The 17,748-nt window shown below is 69.8% G+C and carries 16 protein-coding genes and 1 pseudogene; 9 read left to right on the forward strand and 8 right to left on the reverse strand.

What is annotated here, in order from left to right; genetic code table 11:
• Positions 1–33: 33 nt before the first annotated feature.
• Together FHT36_RS10145 and FHT36_RS10150 are read left to right on the forward strand one after the other, a co-directional pair.
• Positions 34–435 (forward strand): annotated as a pseudogene (locus tag FHT36_RS10145) (amidase); the annotation flags it as partial.
• Between the two features lie 584 nt (positions 436–1,019).
• The gene (locus FHT36_RS10150) at positions 1,020–1,295 is read left to right on the forward strand and encodes a DUF1153 domain-containing protein (RefSeq protein ID WP_012113328.1); all 276 of its coding nucleotides are present in this window, start codon (positions 1,020–1,022) and stop codon (positions 1,293–1,295) included.
• A gap of 117 nt (positions 1,296–1,412) precedes the next feature.
• Here FHT36_RS10150 and FHT36_RS10155 read toward each other — a convergent pair whose 3' ends face one another.
• From FHT36_RS10155 to FHT36_RS10165, 3 genes are all read right to left on the reverse strand, one after another.
• Positions 1,413–2,342 (reverse strand): histone deacetylase family protein, encoded by a 930-nt coding sequence (locus FHT36_RS10155; RefSeq protein ID WP_169122393.1) that lies wholly within the window; start codon positions 2,340–2,342, stop codon positions 1,413–1,415.
• Positions 2,343–2,503: 161 nt separating this feature from the next.
• Positions 2,504–2,971 (reverse strand): GNAT family acetyltransferase, encoded by a 468-nt coding sequence (locus tag FHT36_RS10160; protein WP_169122394.1) that lies wholly within the window; start codon positions 2,969–2,971, stop codon positions 2,504–2,506.
• Positions 2,968–3,990 carry an L-threonylcarbamoyladenylate synthase gene (locus FHT36_RS10165; RefSeq protein WP_169122395.1) on the reverse strand — a complete coding sequence of 341 codons (1,023 nt, stop codon included), beginning with the start codon at positions 3,988–3,990 and terminating at the stop codon, positions 2,968–2,970. The genes FHT36_RS10160 and FHT36_RS10165 overlap by 4 nt, the downstream gene beginning before the upstream one ends.
• Before the next feature lie 153 nt (positions 3,991–4,143).
• Between FHT36_RS10165 and FHT36_RS10170 the strand changes: the two genes are divergently transcribed.
• The gene (locus FHT36_RS10170; protein WP_169122396.1) at positions 4,144–5,934 is read left to right on the forward strand and encodes an acyl-CoA dehydrogenase; all 1,791 of its coding nucleotides are present in this window, start codon (positions 4,144–4,146) and stop codon (positions 5,932–5,934) included.
• A 17-nt stretch (positions 5,935–5,951) separates the two neighbouring features.
• Here FHT36_RS10170 and FHT36_RS10175 read toward each other — a convergent pair whose 3' ends face one another.
• Positions 5,952–7,952: a diguanylate cyclase domain-containing protein gene (locus FHT36_RS10175; protein WP_169122397.1), complete on the reverse strand. Its 2,001-nt coding sequence runs from the start codon at positions 7,950–7,952 to the stop codon at positions 5,952–5,954.
• Between the two features lie 201 nt (positions 7,953–8,153).
• On the reverse strand, positions 8,154–9,197 hold the full coding sequence (locus tag FHT36_RS10180) for a hypothetical protein (RefSeq protein ID WP_169122398.1): 1,044 nt from the start codon (positions 9,195–9,197) through the stop codon (positions 8,154–8,156).
• Between the two features lie 231 nt (positions 9,198–9,428).
• Between FHT36_RS10180 and FHT36_RS10185 the strand changes: the two genes are divergently transcribed.
• The 4 genes from FHT36_RS10185 (at position 9,429) to FHT36_RS10200 (ending at position 12,759) form a co-directional block, all read left to right on the forward strand.
• Positions 9,429–10,496 (forward strand): TIM44-like domain-containing protein, encoded by a 1,068-nt coding sequence (locus FHT36_RS10185; protein ID WP_169122399.1) that lies wholly within the window; start codon positions 9,429–9,431, stop codon positions 10,494–10,496.
• Between the two features lie 85 nt (positions 10,497–10,581).
• Positions 10,582–11,520, forward strand: coding sequence for an ABC transporter ATP-binding protein (locus FHT36_RS10190; protein ID WP_169122400.1), 939 nt, complete (start codon positions 10,582–10,584; stop codon positions 11,518–11,520).
• A gap of 8 nt (positions 11,521–11,528) precedes the next feature.
• A complete protein-coding gene (locus tag FHT36_RS10195) occupies positions 11,529–12,290 on the forward strand; it encodes an ABC transporter permease (RefSeq protein WP_169122731.1) in 762 nt (253 codons plus the stop codon).
• A gap of 16 nt (positions 12,291–12,306) precedes the next feature.
• Complete coding sequence (locus FHT36_RS10200) at positions 12,307–12,759, forward strand: carboxymuconolactone decarboxylase family protein (RefSeq protein WP_169122401.1); 453 nt, start codon at positions 12,307–12,309, stop codon at positions 12,757–12,759.
• A gap of 158 nt (positions 12,760–12,917) precedes the next feature.
• Here the strand turns inward: FHT36_RS10200 and FHT36_RS10205 are convergent, their stop codons facing one another.
• Together FHT36_RS10205 and FHT36_RS10210 are read right to left on the reverse strand one after the other, a co-directional pair.
• Positions 12,918–14,396: an NAD-dependent succinate-semialdehyde dehydrogenase gene (locus tag FHT36_RS10205; protein WP_407077065.1), complete on the reverse strand. Its 1,479-nt coding sequence runs from the start codon at positions 14,394–14,396 to the stop codon at positions 12,918–12,920.
• 139 nt (positions 14,397–14,535) lie between these two features.
• Positions 14,536–14,757 carry a hypothetical protein gene (locus tag FHT36_RS10210; RefSeq protein ID WP_169122402.1) on the reverse strand — a complete coding sequence of 74 codons (222 nt, stop codon included), beginning with the start codon at positions 14,755–14,757 and terminating at the stop codon, positions 14,536–14,538.
• Positions 14,758–14,956: 199 nt separating this feature from the next.
• On the opposite strand from FHT36_RS10210, the gene FHT36_RS10215 reads away from it, so the two are divergent.
• Complete coding sequence (locus tag FHT36_RS10215) at positions 14,957–15,163, forward strand: hypothetical protein (protein WP_169122403.1); 207 nt, start codon at positions 14,957–14,959, stop codon at positions 15,161–15,163.
• 72 nt (positions 15,164–15,235) lie between these two features.
• On the opposite strand, the gene FHT36_RS10220 is transcribed toward FHT36_RS10215, so the two are convergent.
• Entirely contained in the window at positions 15,236–16,573 is a 1,338-nt protein-coding gene (locus tag FHT36_RS10220; RefSeq protein WP_169122404.1) for a cobyrinate a,c-diamide synthase, read from the reverse strand.
• A gap of 47 nt (positions 16,574–16,620) precedes the next feature.
• On the opposite strand from FHT36_RS10220, the gene FHT36_RS10225 reads away from it, so the two are divergent.
• Entirely contained in the window at positions 16,621–17,742 is a 1,122-nt protein-coding gene (locus FHT36_RS10225) for a cobalt-precorrin-5B (C(1))-methyltransferase (RefSeq protein WP_169122405.1), read from the forward strand.
• Positions 17,743–17,748 lie beyond the last annotated feature (6 nt).

Below are 17,748 nucleotides of genomic sequence, written 5' to 3' on the forward strand. Positions count from 1 at the left end.
AGCGGCGCTCGCGCCTCTCTCCCGCCGGATGCCGTGCCCATCGCCGTGGTGGGCGCGCACCTCACGGGAATGCCCCTCAACGGCGAGCTCACCGGCGCCGGCGGCGTGCTGGTGAAGAGCTGCCGCACCGCGCCGGACTATCGCCTCTTCGTCCTGCCCGACACCACGCCGCGCAAGCCCGGCGTGGTGCGCGCCCCCGGCTTTTCCGGGCCTGGGCTGGAGGTGGAGGTGTGGGCGCTGGAGCCGGCCGCCTTCGGCCGCTTCGTCGCCGCCATCCCTGCCCCGCTGGGGGTGGGCAAGCTCCGGCTGGAGGACGGCTCGGAAGTGCCCGGCTTCCTCTGCGAAGCCCATGCGGTGGCCCAGGCCGAGGAAATCACCGCCCTGGGCGGCTGGCGCGCCTATGTGAGCGGCCGGCAGGCCACGTCGCAGGCCTAGGACCGACAGGGCGGCCTTTCCCGCCCTGCGCCACCCTCCCCGCCCCAAACCACCGTCATGGCCGGGCTTGTCCCGGCCATCCACGTGGATCGGTCGGGAACACATCTGCGTCCATCGTCCCGTCGGCCCGACGTGGTTGCCCGGGACAAGCCCGGGCATGACGGCGGTGAAGGGAAGGTGATGCCCCTTACAAGCCGGGACGTGAGGGCGGTGAGTTAAAGGCCACCCCCCGCGACGCCGGGCCAACAAAACGCTTATTGCAGCGCACGCACGGCCCCCGCCGGCACCCAATCATTACTTCGTGATCCATTAAGACAGCTGAACAAGTGCTGAATCCCCGGCGTCTCCCCGCCCCGGCGTCGCACTGCGGCCAAGCCCGAGCCGCCTTTCTTTTCAACACCATGACCCGAAAACTTGCCCGCTTCGCAAAATGCGAAAGCTGAGCCTTGTGTTTACGCTTCGGGAAGGTCCTGTTCAGGCCCCATTAAGACAAGTAAAAATCCTTTTATTTCCATGCTTTAGCAAAGTCTTCATCGGCACCTGCCATCTTCATCGGAGTTGGTTTGAGTAACAGGTGCGTAGACATGACCGATGCCTATCGGCCGAGGGTCAAATATGTGATCGGGCCGGACGGGGGACCCCTCACCATCGCCGACCTGCCGCCGCCGGATACGCGGCGCTGGGTCATCCGCCGCAAGGCGGAGGTGGTGGCAGCCGTACGCGGCGGGCTCCTCTCCCTTGAGGAAGCCTGCAAGCGCTACACCCTCACCGTGGACGAATTCCTCTCGTGGCAGGCCTCCATCGACCGCCACGGCCTGCCCGGCCTGCGCACCACGCGCATCCAGCACTATCGGCAGTAAAAGCGACGGCGCCGGTCCATGACCGGCGCCGCGCGGGTTTTTGCGTGGTTTTCGCTCAGGCGCCGCGCGGGCTTTTTGGGGAACGCGCGAACCGGGCTCCCGGGCCTTAGCCCCGCCTCAGCCGTGCATCAGGGCAGTGACGTGGGCGGCGGCGGAGGTGGCGAGGCCTTCCAGGTCGTAGCCGCCCTCAAGCAGCGAGACCACGCGGCCCTCGCACTTCTTGTCGGCGATCTCCATCAGCCGGCGCGTGATCCAGCCGAAATCGGTGTCCACGAGACGCAGCGATGCGAGCGGATCGCGCACGTGCGCGTCGAAGCCGGCCGAGATCAGGATCAGGTCCGGCGCGAACGAGGTGATGCGCGGCAGGATGCGCGTCTCCATCGCCTCCTTGAACACCGCGCCGTCGTCGCCCGAGCGCAGCGGCGCGTTGACGATGGTGTTCACCGCGCCCGTCTCGCCCTGCGCCCCGGTGCCGGGATAGAGCGGCATCTCGTGGGTGGAGCAGTAGAGCACGCTGTCGTCGGCCCAGAAGATCTCCTGCGTGCCGTTGCCGTGATGGACGTCGAAATCCACGATGGCGACGCGCTGGAGCCCGTATTTCGCCTGCGCATGGCGCGCGGCGATGGCCACCTGGTTCATCAGGCAGAAGCCCATGGGCTTGCGCGTCTCGCAATGGTGGCCCGGCGGGCGCATGGCGACGAAGGCGTTGGTGACCTTGCCTTCCATCACCTCATCCACCGCGAAGCAGGCGCCACCCACCGCGCGCAGGGCGGCTTCCCAGCTGCCGGGCGAGAGGATGGTGTCGGAATCGATGCGCACCAGCCCGTCCTGCGGCACGGCCTCGCCCATGGCATCCACGAAGTCCGCCGGATGCACCCGGATGATGTCCTCCCGCTCGCCGCGCGGCGCCAGATCACGCACAAGGTGCGAGAACTTCTCCTGCTCGAAGATGCGATCCAGCACGCGGAGCCGGTCAGCGCGCTCGGGGTGACCGGCAGGCGTTGCGTGGCTGAGACCAGCGGGATGGGTGACGAGCAGCGTGGACATGGATCGGAACGCCCTCCCTTGGCGCAATCTTTACGTTCTTTCTTGTGCCATACCATATTCCAGCGACACCGGGAGGATGTTGCGCCGGATCAAGACTATTGCCGCCGCACGGCCCAATGGCCTCATCCCTTTGGGTGCGGCGCGGGCCCAACTTCACTATTTCAATTCCCGTCGAGGCGGCGGGAGAAGACGATGCGCGGCTCTTCCAGATAGCCCTCGGCGGCATAGAATCCGCGGACCTTCTCGTTGTCCGGGCGCACGAGCAGCATGAGCTTCGGGATGGCACGGGCGCGCAGCCAGTCTTCCACCGCGCGCAGCAGCGCCCGGCCGAGGCCGCGGCCCTGCAGGTCCGGCTCCACCGCGAGGTAATAGACCCAGCCGCGATGCCCGTCGTGGCCCACCATGGCGGAGCCCAAGATGCCCTCGCCCTCCCTGCGCCCGCCTTCCCGCGCCACCAGAATGGTGGAATGCGGCCCGCGCCGGGCCAGGGCGATGTCGGCATGGGGATCGTTCCACGGACGGGTAAGGCCCGCCCGCTCCCACAGCGCCGCCAGCGCCTCGGTATCGGCGTCGGTGGCGTGGCCGATGGCGATGGTGAGGCCGTCGACGTCGAGGGTCTGGGTGGTCATTGCGGCATCTCGCGATCGGAGGGGGGACGGGGTGCGGCGGCGCGGGCGAGGCGATCGGCGATGGCTTCGCCGAGACCTTCCCGCGGCAGGGGAACCACGGCGATGGCGTCAACGCCCGCCGCATCGAGACTGCGCAGGGCGCCATAGAGCCGGGCGGCCGCCTCGGTGAGACTGCCGGCGGGGCTGAGGTCGAGAACGAGAGCCGCCGCCGCGCTGCCGGGCGGGCGGGCGCCGGCGAAGGTGAGCAGCGCCTCACCGGGCGCCACCGCGCCGGCATTGAGCCGCAGCGCGGCGCGCGGGGCGTAATGGGAGGCGAGACGGCCGGGCGCCAAAGGCGCGGCATCGCTCTCGGAAACCGGGAGCAGCAAAGGCCGGCCCAGCGCCGCCTCGATCTCCTCCCGCGCCAGCCCGCCGGGGCGCAGCAGCACGGGATCGGCGCCGGTGCAGTCGATGATGGTCGATTCCACCCCCACGGGCGTCGGCCCGCCATCCAGCACCGCATCGATGCGGCCGGAAAGGTCGTCCATCACATGGCCGGCCTCGGTGGGGGAGACATGGCCGGAGCGATTGGCGCTGGGCGCCACCACCGCGCCGCCGAAGACTGCGAGCAGCGCCCGCGCATCGGGATCATCGGGCACGCGCAGGCCCACCGTGTCGAGCCCGGCGCGGGCGAGGTCGCACACGCCCTCACCTCCCGCAAACGGCACGACCAAAGTCAGCGGGCCCGGCCAGAAGCGCTCGGCAAGCAGCGCCGCCGCATCATTGAAGAGGCCGAGGCGGCGGGCGGCGGCGGCATCGGCGGTGTGGGCGATGAGCGGGTTGAAGGCCGGGCGGCCCTTGGCGGCATAGAGGGCGGCCACCGCATCCGGGTTCGCGGCATCGGCGCCGAGGCCGTAGACCGTCTCGGTCGGGAAGGCCACCAGCCCGCCCGCCGCCAGCAGCCGCGCGGCCTCCTCCACCGCGCCCGGCGCATGGGCGTCGAGGAGCCGGGTGGAGCGATCGGGAGCGGACACGGCCATGGCTGGAACCCGCGCCCCCCGACCAATGGGTCAGGGCGCGCCTCTTGACGTAGGAGGCCGGCGCCGCGATGTGGGAGACCGGCAATCGCCGTGCTTAGAGCGTGCCCGCCCGGAGCGGTCAAGCCGGCGTCCCAAACCTTAAGGGAGGGTCCAGTGAGCTATCGCGCGCCGGTGGAAGAGGTCTCCTATTTCCTCAAGACGTCCACCTCGCTTCCCAGCCTGATGGCCCAGGGCCTCGTCGACCTCTCCTTCGACGTGGTGGATGCCGTGCTGGACGAGGCCGGCAAGTTCGCCGGCTCCGTCATCGCCCCCTTCGACCGCGTGGCGGACAAGCAGGGCTGCACCCTCAAGGACGGCGCCGTGACGACGCCCGAGGGCATGCGCGCCGCCTATGAGGCGTGGAGCGAGGCCGGCTGGAGCGGCGTCGCGGCGGAGGAGGAGTTCGGCGGCCAGAACCTGCCCACCTCCGTGACCTCGGCGCTCACCGAATTCTGGAATGCAGCTTCCCCCGCCTTCGGCATCTGCGGGGTGCTCACCCTCGGCGCCATCGAGGCGCTGACCGCCCACGGCTCGGCCGAGCTGCAGCACATCTTCCTGCCCAAGCTGGTTTCGGGCACCTGGACCGGCACCATGAACCTCACCGAGCCGCAGGCGGGCTCGGACCTCGCCGCCCTGCGCAGCAAGGCAGTGAAGCAGGCGGATGGCACCTACCGCATTTTCGGCACCAAGATCTTCATCACCTATGGCGAGCACGACATCGCCGAGAACATCGTCCACCTCGTGCTCGCCCGCCTGCCGGACGCCCCCGCCGGCACCAAGGGCATCTCGCTGTTCGTGGTGCCGAAATTCCTGGTGAATGCAGACGGCAGCCTCGGCGCGCGCAACGATGCGGTCTGCGCCGGCATCGAGCACAAGCTGGGCCTGCACGGCTCGCCCACCTGCACCATGACCTTCGGCGAGAAGGGCGAGGGCGCCATCGGCTACCTCGTGGGCGAGGAAAACCGCGGCCTCGCCTGCATGTTCACCATGATGAACAACGCCCGCCTCGCCGTCGGCGTGCAAGGCGTCGCGGTGGCCGAGCGGGCCACCCAACGCGCCTTCGCCTTTGCCCGGGAGCGCCGGCAGGGCAAGGCGCCGGGGGTGGAGGGCTCCGCCCCCATCATCGCCCATCCGGATGTGAAGCGCATGCTGCTCACCATGCGCGCCGAGACCGACGCCGCCCGCGCGCTCTGCCTGAAGACCGCCGACGCGCTCGACCGCTCGCGCCTCTTGCCCGACCCCATCGCCCGCGCCGCCGCTTTGGCCGAGGCGAGCCTGCTGACCCCGGTGGCCAAGGCCTTCTCCAGCGATGCCGGCATCGAGGTGTCGTCGCTGGGCATCCAGGTGCACGGCGGCATGGGCTATGTGGAGGAGACGGGCGCCGCCCAGCACCTGCGCGACGCCCGGATCTTCGCCATCTACGAAGGCACCAACGGCATCCAGGCCATCGATCTCGTCACCCGCAAGCTGCCCCAGGATGGCGGCGATGTGGTGAACGCGCTGATCGCCGATTATCGCGAGACGGCGGAAGAGGTCTCGGCCCTCAACGCGCCCGACTTCGGCCATGCCGGCCCGCGCCTCGCCGAGGCCGTGGACGCGCTGGGCCGCGCGACACGGGTGATGCTGGACCGCGTGGCCGACGAGCCGGCCAAGGCGCTGGCCACCGCCACCCCCTATCTGCGGCTCTATGCCCGCGCGGCCGGCGGCGCCTTCCTCGCCCGCACCGCTCTCGCCGCCTATGCCGAGCGCGCGGCCGGCGCCACCGATCCGCGCCTCGCCGCCCGCATCACGGTGGCGCGCTTCTTCGCGGAGAATCTCGCGGTGGAAGCCAAGGGGCTGGAAGAGGTCGTCAATGGCGGCGCCGGCGGCGTGCTGGAAGCGGAGGCCGTGCTCGCCCTCGGGTGAGCACGGGACGCCGCCCGCTACAGCGGCGGGCGGCGATCGGCGCGCAGGCCGGAATGCGGGAGCATCTGGCGGCGCGGGGTCTCGTGGGCGGCTTCCTCGGCGGTGCGGGCGGCGATGCCCACCGCGCGCCAGGTGCCGCGGCCGGCATCCTTGGCGGCATAAAGCGCCGCGTCGGCCTCGGCGATGAGGGCGGCGGCATCCAGCGTGCGGTCATCCGCCACCGCCATGCCGAGGGAGAAGGAGGACGGCAGCGCCAGCCCCTCCACCTCCACCGGCCGCGACAGGTGCTTGTGCAGGCGGTCCGCCATGGCGGCGAACTCCTCCCGGCTCTTGCCGGCAGCGATGATGGCGAACTCGTCGCCACCATAGCGGGCCACGAGATCGCCGGCGCGGATGGCCGATTGCAGCCGCCGCGCCGCGGTGGTCAGCAGCAGATCGCCAGCCATGTGGCCGTGCTGGTCGTTGACCGACTTGAAATAATCGATGTCGATGAGCACCACCGCGAACAGCGCGCCGTCGCGCACGAGGCGGCGGCGCGCCTGCTCCAGCGCCCGGTCGAAACCGGCGCGGTTGGACAAGCCGGTGAGCGGATCGTGGGAGGCGGCGTGCTCCAGCGCGGCTTCCAGATGCTTGCGCTGGGAAATGTCGGTGACGGTGCCCACCGCCCGGGTCGGCCGGCCAACCGGATCGCGCTCGACGATCTTGCCGCGCACCAGCACCCACAGCCAGCTGCCGTTGCGATGCCGCGCCCGCATCTCCGCCTGGAACAGCAGGTGCCGGCCCTCCGCATGGTCCTTCAGCGACTTGGCGACGGCGGGCAGGTCCTCGGGATGGACCACCTCGCCATAGTCCGTCAGCCGCTTCTTCGCGTGGTCGGGGTCGAGGCCGAGCATCCGGTGGGCACGGGCGCTGAAGAACACGGCGTCGGACGGCAGGTGCCAGTCCCAGATGCCGTCATTGGCGCCTTCAAGCGCATAAGCGAGGCGGCGGCGGTCTTCCTGCACCTCGCGCTGCTGGCGGCTGCGCTGAGCCATGATGGCGGCGATCAGCAGCGCCGGCAGCATGACGAGCACGAGCCGCGCCTGAAGGCGCAGCATGGTGGCAACGAGATCGGTCAAAAGCAGCGGCTGCGGCCAGACCTGGGCCATGCCCAGCCCCAGCACGGCCAGCGCATAGGCGCTGGAGGCCACCGCCGTGGCGAACAGGCCGAGGCGGAAGGCGAACCACAGGAGGATGGCGCCCCCGAGGTCGCGCAGCAGCGGCTCACGATAATAGGCGCTCGCCACCAGCGACGCGGCCAGCGTGAGGCTGGCGAAGGCCAGCTCCTCCTCGCGGGAGAATTTCGGCCGGCTGCCCTCGCTGCCGCGCAGGCCCACGTCTTCGGCGCGCCCGTGCCACAGCAGGAAGGGCGGCAGCAGCAGCACCACGCTCGCCATTTCGGGAATCCACCAGCCCAACAGCAGCGGGCCGAACGCGCCATTGGTGTCGATGAACTGGACGAAGGCGGTGATGATCGCCCCCGGCAGCGTGCCGGCCACAGCGACCACGCCGAGGCTGACCACCATGGGCACGCTGCGCAGCGCCCCCCGCTCCATGCCCGCGCGCACGCAGCCCCAGCCCACCAGGGCGAAGGTCAGCGCATTGGCGCAACCGGCGGCCAGCGCCGTGCCGACATCATGCCCGAACGCCACCAGATGGACGACGATGGAGACGAGGGCGACGACGGCGGAGAGCCGCCCCACCGCATCCCGGAACATGAGGAAATAGACGCCCACCGCCAGCGCGTCCGTGGGCCACACCGCCGGATAGACGCCGAGCCGGCGGCCCATCTCGGTGAAGGCGATGAGCAAGCCGCCATAGAACAGGGCGAAGAGGGTGAGGTCGGTGACGAGATCGGCGGCGGACCCGCGCGGCGCAGGCGGACCCGGCGGCGCGAACGCGGGCGCGTCCGTTCCGGTGGGGCTGTCCGGGGCCGGGGGAACCGGCGGCTTCACCGTCGGCGGGCCCACGGGCTGCATGGTGTACGGGCGCATCTCACCTTGATGAGGGCCGGCCGCTCCCTGTCGGGACCGGCACGCTGGATCGCGGCCAAAGACCCCTCCCGTCCTCGCCGCAAACACGACTTACGCGTCAGCCGCCATGCCATTCAAGGTGCATCGCGGATCATGGTTTTCGCATGAATCGCAAAATGCAACAAACGACGGTATCATAAGGTCGTTTCAGCGCCCCTGGAAGCCGTCGAAGATAAAATCCGGCGCGCTGGTATTGTGACGCGAGGGCACGAGGCGGCCGGCCCACAGCATGGAGGCGTTCTGCGCATCGGCGAAGGAGAGCACCGGCGCCTCGCCCATAATGCCCCCGGCGCCGCCCTTGCCGCTGCCCAGGCTGCGCCACGCGACGCGGGCGACGTCCGCATTCCCCTCCGTCACATACATGGAGCGCAAGGCGGCGAAGGTGCCGGGCGGGGTGCCGTCGAGCTGGACCTCCAGGCGCACTTCATCCGACCCCGCCTTCACCACCTGCATCCGCGCCTTGCCCCCGGCGGCGAAATGCAGCGTGAAGGTGCGGGTCTGCGGCGCGAAATCCACTTCCTTCAGCCGCACGATGGGCCGCTCGGCCTGCTCCACCGGACCGACGAGGAAAGACGAGCCATAGGCGGTGTCGCGCATGTGGGCCGGCGACATGGGCCGCGCGCGCCAGTAGCCGTCCGGCGGGTAGACCACCAGCACCTCCTCGGCCTTGCCCTCGGCGCGCACCCAGAGCTGCACCATGTGGAGGCCCTGCGTCACGTCCCCGCCGATACGGAAGGGCACGGTCGCCGCCCGCCAGAAGGTGGGGAAGACGAAGCCGGTCAGCCACATGTCCGGCGTTTCGAAGATGGTGATGCGCTTAGGCGCGGCGGTGGGCGGCTGCGGGGCCTTGGCATCGGCCGGCACCACCGGATCGCCGGACATGTCGCAGGTTTCCCAGTCCGGATCGGTGTTGTCCACCAGCAGCATGCCGAGATAGGCGGGGTGGCGCACGCTGATGTTGAACTTCTGCACCTTGTCCGACACCAGCTTCAGCGTCACGTTGTCGGTCTCGGCGCAGGTGGCGTTGACGCTCTCGTTCCGCACCGTGACCCCCAGCGGCTCCGCCTTCGCGGGAAAAGCGGCGAGGAGGGCGCCGGCCAGCAGGGGGACGGCGAAGAGGGCGGCGAGGCTGTGACGGGTGCCGGGGCGCGAGGCGCGCGAATAGAGGGCAGGCATCTCCAAGGCAGGCATCACGATCTCCGCAACTCGGTCGTCCGGGGGCGGGCGGACCTTAGCAGTGCGATCCACCGGCGGGAAAGCGCGACCTCTCCCGACGGCACGGTTGTCCCGGTGCCAGGGTGGCGCACATGACGTAAGGGAAATTATCGCGCGGCCGCCCCTCGCAAAACGCTCCGAGCCTCCCATATGTCCGAGGGAATGCGCAGCGGTGCGGAAGTCGCCGCGCGGGAGGATCGAGGACAGATGTCTAGATTTAGCAAGGGTTCGCGCAAGGTTTCCGGGATTGCGGCCATCGCCGTCGCGATGGCGCTGAGCCTCGTCGTCGCCGATCAGGCCGACGCGCGGCAGGGCGGCTCCTTCGGCAGCCGGGGCACCCGGACCTTCCAGTCGCCGGCCCCGACCCAGACCGCCCCGAGCACCGCGGCGCCTATCCAGCGCTCCACCACGCCCCAGCCCGGCCCGCAGGCCACCAATCCCGCCGCCCGGCCTCAGACGGCGGCGCGCCCCTCCATGTTCGGCAGCGGCTTCGGCGGCGCGCTGATGCGCGGCCTGCTCATCGGCGGCCTCGTGGGCATGCTGTTCGGCGGCGGCCTCGGCGGCATGGCGGGCATGCTCGGCCTCCTGCTGCAGGTGGCCCTCATCGCCGGCGTCATCTTCCTGGTGATGCGCTTCCTGCGCAGCCGCAACCCGACCCCGGCCGCCGCCGGCTACGGCCGCTCCATGTCGGGCGGGCCGATGCCCGGTGGTCCCACCCCCGGCGGGCCCAACCCCGGCGCTCCGATGAACAACGGCCCGATGTCCGGCTATGGCATGGGCGGTGGATTGGGCACCGGAATGGCCGGTAGCCCGGTTCCGCCCCAGCCGTCCGCTCCTCCGGCCCGGGGCGGCAAGACGGACGAGATCGGCGTTCTGCCGGCGGACCTCGACACGTTCGAGCGCCTGCTCTCCACCATCCAGACCGCCTTCTCCCGCGAGGACCAGGGCGAGTTGAAGGCGAACACCACGCCGGAAATGTTCGGCTTCCTTGGCGACGAGCTGCGCGACAATGCGGAGAAGGGCCTGCGCAATCAGGTCTCCGACGTGAAGCTGCTGCAGGGCGACGTGGCCGAGGCCTGGCGCGAGGGCATGCGCGATTACGTCAGCGTGGCGCTGCGCTACGCCATCCGCGACCAGATGGTGGACCGCACCACCGGCCGCGTCACCTCCGGCTCCGACGCCGTGGGCGAGACGACGGAAATCTGGACCTTCGTGCGCGAGCGCGGCCCGTTCGGCGCCGGCCCGTGGCTGCTCAGCGCCATTCAGGAGACCTGAGCGCACGCGCTTCGGACACCCACGCGAATTTAGAATTTACATCCGCCCGGGTCCACGCCCGGGCGGAACGCGTTATAAGGCGCCCATGCCGAACGTCATTACCGTCTCAGGCCTCAGCAAGACCTACGCAACGGGCCACACGGCCCTCAACAACGTCTCGCTGGATATCCGGCGCGGCGAGATCTTCGCCCTTCTCGGCCCCAACGGCGCGGGCAAGACCACCCTCATCTCCATCATCTGCGGCCTCGTGAAGCCCACGGCGGGCAGCGTCACGGTGTCCGGCTTCGACATCGTCGCGCAATATCGCGAGACCCGCTCGCGCATCGGCCTCGTGCCGCAGGAGCTGACCGCCGAAGCCTTCGAGAGCGTGTTCGCGACCGTGAGCTTCTCCCGCGGCCTGTTCGGGAAGAAGCCAGATCCCGCTTATGTGGAGAAGGTCATCCGCAGCCTCTCCCTCTGGGAGAAGCGCGATTCGCGCATCATGACCCTTTCGGGCGGCATGAAGCGGCGCGTGCTCATCGCCAAGGCGCTGGCCCACGAGCCGGAGGTGCTGTTCCTCGACGAGCCGTCCGCGGGCGTGGACGTGGAGCTGCGGCGCGACATGTGGCGCCTCGTGCGCGAGCTGCGCGATTCCGGCGTCACCATCATCCTCACCACCCACTATCTGGAAGAGGCCGAGGAGATGGCCGACCGGGTGGGCGTCATCAGCCGGGGCGAGCTGATCCTCGTGGAGGAGAAGGCCGCGCTGATGAAGACGCTGGGCAAGAAGAAGCTCTCGGTGGAGCTGAACGCCCCCCTCGCGACCATCCCGGCGCGCCTTGCCCCGTTCAACCTGACCCTGTCCGACGGCGGCGGCTGCCTGACCTACAGCTATGTCACAACCGCCGAGGGTAGCGAAGGCCGCGACCACGGCATCACCGCCCTTCTGGAGGCGCTGTCCGCCGAGGGCATCGCCTTCCGCGATCTCCACACGGAGCAAAGCTCGCTCGAGGATATCTTCGTCAGCCTGGTGAGGCGCTCGTGAACCTGCAAGTGAATCTGCCAGCCATCCGCGCCATCTACACCTACGAGATGAACCGCACGCGCCGCACCATCGGCCAGAGCATCGTCTCGCCCGTGCTCTCCACCTCGCTCTATTTCGTCGTGTTCGGCTCGGCCATCGGCTCGCGCATGTCGGAAGTGGGGGGCGTGCCCTATGGCGCCTTCATCGTGCCCGGCCTGATGATGCTGACGCTGCTGACGCAATCCATCAGCAACGCGGCCTTCGCCATCTACTTCCCGCGCTTCACCGGCACCATCTACGAACTGCTGTCGGCCCCGGTCTCGCCGTTCGAGATCGTGGCGGGCTATGTGGGGGCGGCGGCGACGAAATCGGTTCTGCTCGGCCTCATCATCCTCGCCACGGCCGCTTTGTTCGTGCCCATGGAGGTGCGGCACCCGTTCTGGATGCTGACCTTCCTGGTGCTCACCGCCGTCACCTTCTCGCTGTTCGGCTTCATCATCGGCATCTGGGCGGACGGGTTCGAGCGGTTGCAGCTCATCCCCATGCTGGTCATCACGCCCCTCACCTTCCTCGGTGGCACCTTCTATTCGCTGGACATGCTGCCGCCGGTGTGGCGGACCGTCACCCTGTTCAACCCCGTCGTCTACCTGGTGGCCGGCTTCCGCTGGAGCTTCTTCGGCACCGCCGACGTGCGGGTGGAGGTGAGCGCGGCCATGACGCTGGCCTTCCTCATCGCCTGCCTCCTCATCGTGCGCTGGATGTTCCGCACCGGCTACCGGCTCAAGAGCTGACCCCCAAGAGGCACCCATGTCCGAAGATTTTGCCCGCCCCACCTACAAGGCGTTCACCGAGCGCGCGCCCGATATCTATGCCGGCCTCGCCGCCCTCACCAAGGGCGTGGACGCCACCGGCCTCGACAAGGGGCTGACCGAGCTGGTGAAGGTGCGCGCCTCGCAGCTCAATGGCTGCGCCTTCTGCCTGAAGTTCCATCTCGGCGTCGCCCGCAAGGCCGGCGTGCCACAGGAGAAGCTGGACCTGCTGGCGGCCTGGGAGGAGGCCTCCGCGTTCTCCGAGCGGGAGAAGGCGGCGCTTGCCTGGACCGAGGAGCTGACGCTGCTCGGCACCGGCGCGGCCTCGCAGGACGCCTGGGAGGCGGTGCTGGAAGAGTTCTCCGCGGACGAGGCTATGTTCCTCACCGTCGCGATCGCCACCATCAACGCCTGGAACCGGATCGGCATCGCCTTCAATTTCGAGGCGTGAGGGCGCCGGCCACCGCCGTCATGGCCGGGCTTGTCCCGGCCATCCACGTGGCGAGGCCGGGAACACATTTTGGATAATTGTTTCGATCGGCCCGACGTGGATGCCCGGCACAAGGCCGGGCATGACGCTTGTTCGGGTTGCCGGGCGGCTCTCCTGCCTCAGATGCCGCCCATGCAGACGTACTTGATGTTCAGGTAGTCGTCGCAGCCATACTTAGAGCCCTCGCGGCCGACGCCGCTCTCCTTCACGCCGCCGAAGGGCGCCACCTCGGTGGTGATGACGCCGGCATTGACGCCCACCTGCCCATACTGCAGCTGCTCGGAGACGCGGAAGGCGCGGCCGAGGTCCTTGGTGAAGAAGTAGCAGGCGAGGCCGTATTCGGTGGCGTTGGCGTAGGAGACCGCCTGCTCCTCCGTCTCGAACTTGAACAGCGGCGCCAGCGGGCCGAAGATTTCGTCGCGGGCGAAGGCCATGTCCTGCGTGGCGTTGGCGAGCACTGTGGGCTCGAAGAAGGTGCCGCCCAGCGCCGGCTGCTTGCCGCCGGTGAGGATGCTGGCGCCCTTGTCGAGGGCGTCCTGAAGGAGCCGCTCCACCTTGGCGAGCGCCCGGGCGTCGATCAGCGGGCCGGCCACCACGCCCTCGTCCACGCCGTTGCCCACCTTCAGCTTCTTGGAGGCCTCGGCGAACTTGGCGGCGAAGGCGTCATAGATGCCCGCCTGCACGTAGAAGCGGTTGGCGCAGACGCAGGTCTGGCCCACGTTGCGATACTTGGAGGCGATGGCCTGCTCCACGGCAAGGTCGAGGTCGGCGTCGTCGAAGACGAGGAAGGGCGCGTTGCCGCCCAGCTCCAGGGAAATCTTCTTCATGGTGTCGGCGGACTGCTTCATCAGCAGCTTGCCGACGGGCGTCGAGCCGGTGAACGTCACCTTCTTGACCGCCGGGTTGGAGGTCATCTCGCCGCCAATGGACGGCGCATCGCCCACCACGATGTTGACGACACCCGCCGGAATGCCCGCCATCTCCGCCAGCACGCCCCAGGCAAGGCCCGAATAGGGGGTCAGCTCGGAGGGCTTGCACACCACGGTGCAGCCCGCCGCCAGCGCCGCGCCGATCTTGCGCGAGAGCATGGAGGAGGGGAAATTCCACGGCGTCACCGCCGCGCACACGCCCACCGGCTCCTTGGTGACAAGGATGCGGCGATTGGGCCACGGCGAGGGGATCACGTCGCCATAGAGGCGGCGGGCTTCCTCGGCGAACCAGCGCACATAGGCGGCCGAGGCGCCGATTTCGCCCTTGGCCTCGGCCAGCGGCTTGCCCTGCTCGGTGGTGAGGATGAGCGCCAGCTCGTCGGCATTGGCGAGGATCAGGTCGGCGAGCTTGTGCAGCTTGCCCGCGCGCTCGGCGGCGGTGGTGGCGCGCCAGCTCTTGAAGGCCTCGGCGGCGGCCTCGATGGCGCGGCGCGTCTCGGCGGCGCCCGCCTTCGGAATGGTGCCGATGATCTCGCCGGTGGCCGGATTGTTGACGGAGATGGTCTCGCCGCCATCGGCATCCACCCAGGCGCCGCCGATGAGCATCTTGTCGCGCAGCAGGGTGAAGCGGTGGGCCTCGGACTTGAAGGCGGGCTGGGTGGCGGCCATGGACATGCTCCTTGGGTCTTGCTGCCTCCGGCCGTGGGCTGCCGAAGGGCGCGCGCTCGTGCCGGGCGCGACGGCGCCCGTGGGATATACGATCAGCCGGAGCCGGACCAGTGGGTCGGTATCAGCGCACGCAGAGGATTCAGCGCACGCACGTGATGGAGTGGAAGGGCACGATCTGCTCCTTCTGCCCGGTCCCCGCCGCCACCTGGCAGCGCAGATAGTCCTTGCCGATGCTCAGGGGGGCAAAGCCGGTGATGGTGTTGCCGCCGACCACCTGGATGATGATGGCCTGACCTTCCTTGCCGCCGACGATATCGAGGACGGCCTGGCGGAAATCGTCTTCCTTGTTCTGGCACTGCATCGCGTCCCTCCCGTGGGGAACCGGGCGTGCTTGCGGCCCCGCGGACCGGCGCGCCTCTGAGGACTATAACGCCGCTTCGGCCAATCCGGTCATGCTCTGAACGCATGCGAAACGCGGCGGCCATCTCCCGTTGATCCGCATCAAAGGCGCCGTTGGGGAAGGGGATAGAAGTTGAACGTCTGCCCGCGGGAGCTTCGTCATGCTCAAGATTGCGATTCTCGTCTGGCTCATGCTCGCGACCGTGTTTGCGGGTGCCGCGGTGCTGACCGTTCTGGCCCTTCCCTCTCTGGCCGGGCAGGACATGCGCCTCATTCCCATCGCCGCCGGCGTCGGCGCGCTCATCGCCATTCCCTTCTCGGTGCTGGTCGCCAAGCGCATCCTGGCGCTCACGGCCAGAAGCGCCTGAGCCCGACCCGAGGCGGCCCGGAGCGGAAAGGCGGCGGTTGACCGTCGCCTTGGCCGTCCGCAGCGGGAATTCCTACCCCCGCGCGATGGCGTGGAAGAAGCTGCCGGTGACGCTGCCCCGGCGGCTGCCCGCAGGGCCGAGGGGACGGCCTTCGGCGTCCGAGAGATCGGCGAGGGGCTGGTCGGCCCCGCGCGAGAGCACGGTGGCGTAGTGGAATTCGTGGCCGCGCACGAACGACCCCTCCGGCCCCAGCGGCGAGGGGGCCATGAGGCGCGCCTGCCGGTAGCCCAGATTCATGCGGCGCTTGGCGAAGCTGGTTTCCAGCTCCAGCAAACCGAGCATGGCATGGCGTACGCCTTCTGCATCGACGAGGCCGGCGCCCAGCGCCATGTAGCCCCCGCACTCCCCATGCACCGGCTTTCCCGCCGCCGCGAAGGCATGGACGCTGGCGCGGAAGCGCTCGGCCGCCGCGAGCTGCCCGGCATGAAGCTCCGGATAGCCGCCGGGCAACCAGAGCGCGTCGCAATTCGCGTCCGGCGCCTCGTCCGCCAGCGGCGAGAAGGGCACGATCTCCGCCCCCTGCCCCCGCCATCCGGCGAGCATGTGGGCATAGACGAAGCCGAAGGCCGCATCCTGCGCCAGCGCGATCCTCTGGCCCGGCGGCGGCAGCAGCGCCGTGTTGTTTCCCCGGCCCTCCCCCGCCCCGGCCTGAAGCGGCGCGGCGGCGGCGATTATGCCGTCGAGGTCGAGATGGGCTTCGGCGAGATCGGCCAGCGCGGCGAGGCGGGCGGGCAGATCGTCCGTCTCCCCCGCCTGCACGAGGCCGAGATGGCGCTCGGGCAGCACGATGTCCGCCGTGCGCGGCACAGTGCCGAGCACGGGCACACCGAGGGGCGCGACCGCCTCCCGGATCATCCGCTCGTGCCGCTCGCTGCCCAATTTGTTCAGCACCACCCCGGCGATGCGCACGGCCGGATCATGCCCGATGAAACCGCGCAGCACCGCCGCCGCCGTCTGCGACTGGCCGGAGACATCCAGCACCAGCAGCACCGGCAGGCCCAGCCGGGCCGCCACATCCGCCCCCGCGCCGGTGCGGCCCTTTTCCACAGCCACGCCATCGAACAGGCCCATGGCCCCCTCGCCGATGACGATTTCCGCCCCCTCCCCCGCCAGCGCGGCCAGATGATCCAGCAGCGCCGGGGGCATGGCCCAGCTGTCGAGGTTCAGCCCCGGCCGGCCGGTGGCGGCGGCATGGAAGGCGGGGTCGATATAATCCGGCCCGGACTTGATGGCCCGCACCACCCTGCCCCGCCGCCGCAGTGCCGCCAACACGGCGAGCGTCACGGTCGTCTTGCCCGAGCCCGAGCGCGGGGCGGCGATGAGAAGGCCGCGAGGCGTCGGAATGCTCATTCCGCTAGCCCTTCCTTGCTGGCACCCGGCCGGCTATCACGGAGCCCATGAGCACGGGCGACACCGCCGACGACGCACCCGACAGGCCGCTCAAGCGCGGCTGGACCACCGGCACCTGCGCGGCCGGCGCGTCCAAGGCGGCGTTCGCGGCGCTCGTCACCGGCGATTTTCCCGATCCGGTAGAGGTGGAGCTGCCCTCCGGCGCCCGCCCGGCCTTTGCCCTCGCCATGCACGAGCGCGCGGCGGAGATGGCCACCGCCGGCATCGTGAAGGATGCGGGCGATGATCCGGACGTAACCCACGGCGCCCTCGTCCGCGCCACCGTGCGGCGCGGCGCGGCGGGTGCGGGCGTCACCTTCAAGGCGGGCGCGGGCGTCGGCATGGTGACGCGGCCGGGCCTGCCCATTCCGCCGGGCGAACCGGCCATCAATCCCGTGCCCCGCCGCATGATCGCCGCCGGCATCGCCGAGGTGGCCGCCGCCCATGGCGTCGGGGCCGACGCCGAGGTGGAAATTTCCATCGAGGACGGCGCCACGCTGGCCCTGAAGACGCTCAATCCGCGCCTCGGTATTGTCGGCGGCCTGTCGGTGCTGGGCACCACGGGCATCGTCGTGCCCTATTCCTGCGCGGCGTGGATCCACTCCATCCATCGCGGCATCGATGTGGCCCGCGCCATGGGGCTCGACCACGTGGCCGGCGCCACCGGCTCCGCCTCGGAGGCGGCGGTGCAGAAGCTGCACGGGCTCGACGAAGTGGCCCTCATCGACATGGGCGATTTCGTCGGCGGCATGCTGAAATATGTTCACACCCACCCCGTGCCCAAGGTGACGGTGGCCGGCGGCGTCGCCAAGATGACGAAGCTGGCGCAAGGCTTCCTCGATCTGCACTCCAAGCGCGGCAGCGCCGATCTCGAAGCCCTCGCGCGCCTCGCCGCCGAGGCAGGTGCCGACGCCGATCTCAGCGCCCGCATCGCCGGCGCGAACATGGTGGCGGAAGCTTTCCAGATCGCCGGCGCGGCCGGTTTCCCGCTGGGCGATTGCGTCGCCCGCGCCGCCTGGACCACCGCCGCCCGCGCCCTCGACCGGGCGGATGTTCTGCTGGAAATCGCCGTCTTCGACCGGGACGGCGCCCTCATGGGCCGCGCGCCCTTCCACCCCGCAAAGCGCTGAGCAGCG

Origin of the sequence: Xanthobacter sp. SG618, from assembly GCF_012932745.1 — a bacterium.
GTDB lineage: Bacteria > Pseudomonadota > Alphaproteobacteria > Rhizobiales > Xanthobacteraceae > Xanthobacter > Xanthobacter flavus.

Excerpts from the sequence above, each read along its gene's own strand:
- FHT36_RS10180 (WP_169122398.1), bottom strand. The coding sequence starts at position 9,197 with ATGCCTGCCTTGGAGATGCCTGCCCTCTATTCGCGCGCCTCGCGCCCC.
- FHT36_RS10155 (WP_169122393.1), bottom strand. The coding sequence starts at position 2,342 with ATGTCCACGCTGCTCGTCACCCATCCCGCTGGTCTCAGCCACGCAACG.
- FHT36_RS10175 (WP_169122397.1), bottom strand. The coding sequence starts at position 7,952 with ATGCAGCCCGTGGGCCCGCCGACGGTGAAGCCGCCGGTTCCCCCGGCC.
- FHT36_RS10160 (WP_169122394.1), bottom strand. The coding sequence starts at position 2,971 with ATGACCACCCAGACCCTCGACGTCGACGGCCTCACCATCGCCATCGGC.
- FHT36_RS10210 (WP_169122402.1), bottom strand. The coding sequence starts at position 14,757 with ATGCAGTGCCAGAACAAGGAAGACGATTTCCGCCAGGCCGTCCTCGAT.
- FHT36_RS10185 (WP_169122399.1), top strand. The coding sequence starts at position 9,429 with ATGTCTAGATTTAGCAAGGGTTCGCGCAAGGTTTCCGGGATTGCGGCC.
- FHT36_RS10220 (WP_169122404.1), bottom strand. The coding sequence starts at position 16,573 with ATGAGCATTCCGACGCCTCGCGGCCTTCTCATCGCCGCCCCGCGCTCG.
- FHT36_RS10190 (WP_169122400.1), top strand. The coding sequence starts at position 10,582 with ATGCCGAACGTCATTACCGTCTCAGGCCTCAGCAAGACCTACGCAACG.
- FHT36_RS10200 (WP_169122401.1), top strand. The coding sequence starts at position 12,307 with ATGTCCGAAGATTTTGCCCGCCCCACCTACAAGGCGTTCACCGAGCGC.
- FHT36_RS10205 (WP_407077065.1), bottom strand. The coding sequence starts at position 14,396 with ATGGCCGCCACCCAGCCCGCCTTCAAGTCCGAGGCCCACCGCTTCACC.
- FHT36_RS10215 (WP_169122403.1), top strand. The coding sequence starts at position 14,957 with ATGCTCAAGATTGCGATTCTCGTCTGGCTCATGCTCGCGACCGTGTTT.
- FHT36_RS10165 (WP_169122395.1), bottom strand. The coding sequence starts at position 3,990 with ATGGCCGTGTCCGCTCCCGATCGCTCCACCCGGCTCCTCGACGCCCAT.
- FHT36_RS10225 (WP_169122405.1), top strand. The coding sequence starts at position 16,621 with ATGAGCACGGGCGACACCGCCGACGACGCACCCGACAGGCCGCTCAAG.
- FHT36_RS10150 (WP_012113328.1), top strand. The coding sequence starts at position 1,020 with ATGACCGATGCCTATCGGCCGAGGGTCAAATATGTGATCGGGCCGGAC.